The sequence below is a fragment of the Streptococcus hillyeri genome (assembly GCF_003686955.1).
Classification (GTDB): Bacteria; Bacillota; Bacilli; order Lactobacillales; family Streptococcaceae; genus Streptococcus; species Streptococcus hillyeri.
The window spans coordinates 1-213 of record NZ_RCVM01000083.1 but is presented as its reverse complement, the minus strand read 5'-3'; the positions used below and the strand labels follow the sequence as shown (position 1 = coordinate 213).

Sequence of the window (213 nt, the reverse complement as noted above, 5' to 3'; positions counted from 1 at the left end):
CAACTTTTGTTGTATTTGGAATCTTAACGCGAGTCACGCCTTCGCGGATTTGCGCTGGAATGACCAACTCAACTTGTTGACCTGCCAACTCACCTGCGTTTGCGAAGTCTTTCATTGTCGCTGTAACGGTTTGACCGTCTACTTTAACATCGAAGAACTTAGCGGCGTCACCTGTAATTGTTGGTGTTCCTTTAACCATCAAGTCGTTGTCAA

1 protein-coding gene is annotated in these 213 nt (G+C 45.5%); it reads right to left on the bottom strand.

The window, feature by feature from the left end; genetic code table 11:
- On the bottom strand, nt 1-213 hold a 213-nt coding region (locus tag EAF07_RS10525), incomplete at both ends, for an isopeptide-forming domain-containing fimbrial protein (RefSeq protein ID WP_121836471.1).